The organism is Methanocrinis sp., from assembly GCF_049974945.1.
In the GTDB taxonomy this organism is placed as follows: domain Archaea; phylum Halobacteriota; class Methanosarcinia; order Methanotrichales; family Methanotrichaceae; genus Methanocrinis.
The window spans coordinates 1-3364 of sequence record NZ_JBNGCU010000164.1; the positions used below are offsets into that span (position 1 = coordinate 1).

Consider the following 3364-nt stretch of genomic DNA (forward strand, 5'->3'; position numbering starts at 1 on the left):
CCGGGCATGAAGTGGTAGAGGGGCTTTTTCTCTATGGGGTCGACGTGCATGGCGATCAGCCTTCCGTAGACCAGGGTCTTCAGGGTGCCATCCTGGTTCTCCCTGACGCCGCACAATCCCCGTTTTCCCGGCTTTATCCTGCAGGATTGGTTGCAGAGTCCGCACCGGACATCTCCACCCTCCAACTTTTCGTAAAACATGGCTTCGGTCATAGCGAACACCTTCCAACTTCGGGATAAAGGATCTCTCTAATTAAGTGGTGATCATCCCTTGTGACTACTCCCCGCCCTGAAGGGCGGAGCTTCTAGCTTTTGGCAGAGACTGTAGCCCCAGTCTCAGAATGTTTATCGCCGCGTTCTCGTCACGGTCCATGACCAGCCCGCATTGAGGACACTCATGGACCCGATCCGATAGCGATTTTGGAACTTTAAGACCGCACCTGGAACATAGCTGACTCGTGTTCCTGGGATCGACTAGAACCGCCTTCGAACCGGCACCCTCAGCCTTGTACGATGTGGTTGTCACTAGCATCCTCCAGGCAGCGTCAGATATGCTTTTAGCCAGGTGGTGGTTTTGGATCATGTTCTTGATATTCAGATCTTCAAAGGCGATCAGACCATATTTCGCGACCAGCTGATCGCTTATCTGATGAGCGAAATCGTATCTCCTGTTCGCGATCCGCTCATGGATCCGTTGGACGACTTTGAGAGCTTTCCCTCTCTGGGGCGTCCCCTTCTCGCACTTTGATAGCCGTCTCTGAGCTTTGGCCAACGCCTTCTCCTCGAATCGGAAGAACCGGGGGTTATCGATCTTCTCACCGTTGGACAGAGTGGCGAAACTTTCCAACCCCACATCGATGCCCGCCATCAACCCATCTTTCCAGGGAGGTTTAGGCAGGGGGTCGACTTCAACCGAGAAACAAGCAAACCATTTTCCGGTCGAAGTTCGGCGGACGGTCAGCCTCTTGATCTCTCCTTCGATCGGTCTGTGGAGCTTGATCTTGACATCTCCGATCTTGGAGAGACGGAGCTTTCCGGAGACCAACTTGAACCCCGACTGAGGGAAGGTGAACGAGTCGTACCATCCTTTCCCCTTGAACCTCGGATAGCCCGGTTTCTGGCCAGATTTGACTCGTCGAAAGAATGCCTTGAACGCCAGTTCAACCCGCTCTTGGACGTTCTGGAGAACTTGGGAGTGGACTTCGGTTAGCTCTGGATTCTCGGTTTTCCAACCAGGCAGAAGGTTGTGGGTCTCATATTTTGAGGTTGATCGTCCCTCTTTCTCCCAGGTATCCTTCCTGTATACGAGGGTCTGATTGTAGGTCCAGCGGCACAAGTCTAAAGTCCGCTCTATCTTCGATCTCTGGGATTTTGTAGGATAGAGTCGGTACTTGAGCGACTTTAGCATAGTGGTTTATGGAGCTTAATCGTATTTAAACATTGTTATAAAAGAGGGAGAGCTCTACATCCCCGGGCTTGAAGACCGGGGTTTTACGCCCCTCTCCACTCCCCAATACCTATAAGTCGTGTGAAAAATGGCGAGATCGTGTAGCTTAAACTCCTTAACCGATGACCCATGAAAACGATTCCCATCCTCGGCTCCATAAGGTCATATCGGTGAGGTCCGGGCATAAAACTGTCGTCTCGGCTTGGAGACTTATCGAAGGGACGCAAAAAAGGAAAGATGGAAGAGCTTTTGGCTCTCCCACTAATGGATTTACTCTCTCTTCCTCAGGACGAGGTAGGAGACTGCCAGAAGGCCGGTGATGGCGAAGATCGCCTCAAATCCGGGGATTCCGCCAGCGGGCTCCTCAGCTGCAGGCTCCTCGGCTGCGGGCTCCTCAGCTGCAGGCTCCTCGGCTGCGGGCTCCTCAGCTGCAGGCTCCTCGGCTGCGGGCTCCTCGGCTGCAGGCTCCTCGGCTGCGGGCTCCTCAGCTGCGGGCTCGGGGGCCTTGACGGGCTCGGGAGCGGGCTCCTCTGCCATCTCTTCCTCTACGGTGGCCTCTTTGTAGATGTAGAACCTGAGGGGCTCCTCGGGAGAGATGGTGTCCTGATCAGCGGTCTTTATCCTGACGTTCTCCATCAGGAGCTGGTCCTTGTTCTTGTTGAGGGTGAGCTTGTTGTCCTCGTTGTTCATGGTGATGATCTTGGTATCGGCGTTGACGGACTGGACCGTCATCTTGTCGTACTCAGTGTCCTCCTCAACTTCGGTGTAGGTGTCGGAGATCTGCCAGATGCCGTCGACGGTGGCCAGGTCCTGGTCAGCGCCGCGGAAGGCGTTCTTGAAGTGGACGGCTATGACCACGATGTCCTCGGTGTCGCCCATGTCCTTCTTGTAGGTGTAGGTCTTGTCCTGCATGGTGGCGCCATCCTTGGAGGGCTCAACCACTGCGGAGTCGACGACTGCGCCGTCCTTCATCAGCTGGACGTAGACCTTGTTGCCGTCGAGGTCGATGGCCTGGATCGCCAGCTCGTAATCCTCCTCAAGCTTCAGAGGCGTGCCGGTGGTGAAGGTCCTCTCCTCGTCGTCGTCGTAGAGCACCTTGGAGAGCTGCTCGTCGGCCAGCAGGTTGGTGTCGGTGGAGTCGTCAGCCAGGTAAGCCTTCAGGGGCTCTGCTTCGTTTTCAACGTAGGCTGCGAAGTACTCCTCGGCCAGGAAGCCGATGGTCATGTATTCGCCCCAATCCTCGAAGTCGAAGTCGTTCCTCTGGGCGGATGTCTCATACACCACACCGCCGTCCTCATCGAGAACGTTGCCGCCGGTGACGGTCATGGTGATCTTCTCGTTGCCGAGATCGTCATCGATGTCGTAGTAGAAGCCAGCGAAGCTCTTGACGTCCCACTCAATGGGGTCGTCCTCAAGGTTCTTGACGGCACCCCTGATCTCGTAAGTTCCGGGCTCGGTGATCTCCTTGTAGATGTAGAACCTAAGGGGATCCTCGGCGGTGGGATCCTGGTCGGCGGTCTTGATCCTGATGTTCTCCATCAGAGAGGTGTCCTTCTTCTTGCTGAGGGTGATCTTCTCATCCTCATTGTACATCATGATCGTCTTGGCCACGGGGTCCACGGTCTGGATCGTCATCTTGTCGTACTCGGTGTCCTCCTCCACGTCGGTGATGGTGTCGGAGATCTGCCAGATGCCGTCGACGGTGGCGAGATCGGTGTCAGCGCCGCGGAAGGCGTTCTTGAAGTGGACGGCTATGACGGCGATCTTCTCGGTGTCGCCCATGTCCTTCTTGTAGGTGTAGGTCTTGTCCTTGACGGTGGCGCCGTCCTTGGAGGGCTCAACCACAGCGGAGTCGACTATGCTGCCGTCCTTCATCAGCTGGACGTAGACCTTGTTGCCGTCGAGGTCGATGGCCTGG

The 3364-nt window shown here is 55.7% G+C and carries 2 protein-coding genes and 1 pseudogene; all 3 read right to left on the bottom strand.

Annotated features, from left to right (window positions below):
• A pseudogene (locus ACP5EL_RS10150) lies at nt 1–212 on the bottom strand (radical SAM protein); the annotation flags it as partial.
• A gap of 64 nt (nt 213–276) precedes the next feature.
• Nucleotides 277–1407 carry an RNA-guided endonuclease InsQ/TnpB family protein gene (locus tag ACP5EL_RS10155; protein ID WP_428402395.1) on the bottom strand — a complete coding sequence of 377 codons (1131 nt, stop codon included), beginning with the start codon at nt 1405–1407 and terminating at the stop codon, nt 277–279.
• 309 nt (nt 1408–1716) lie between these two features.
• On the bottom strand, nt 1717–3364 hold a 1648-nt coding region (locus ACP5EL_RS10160), incomplete at its 5' end, for an S-layer protein domain-containing protein (protein WP_428402396.1).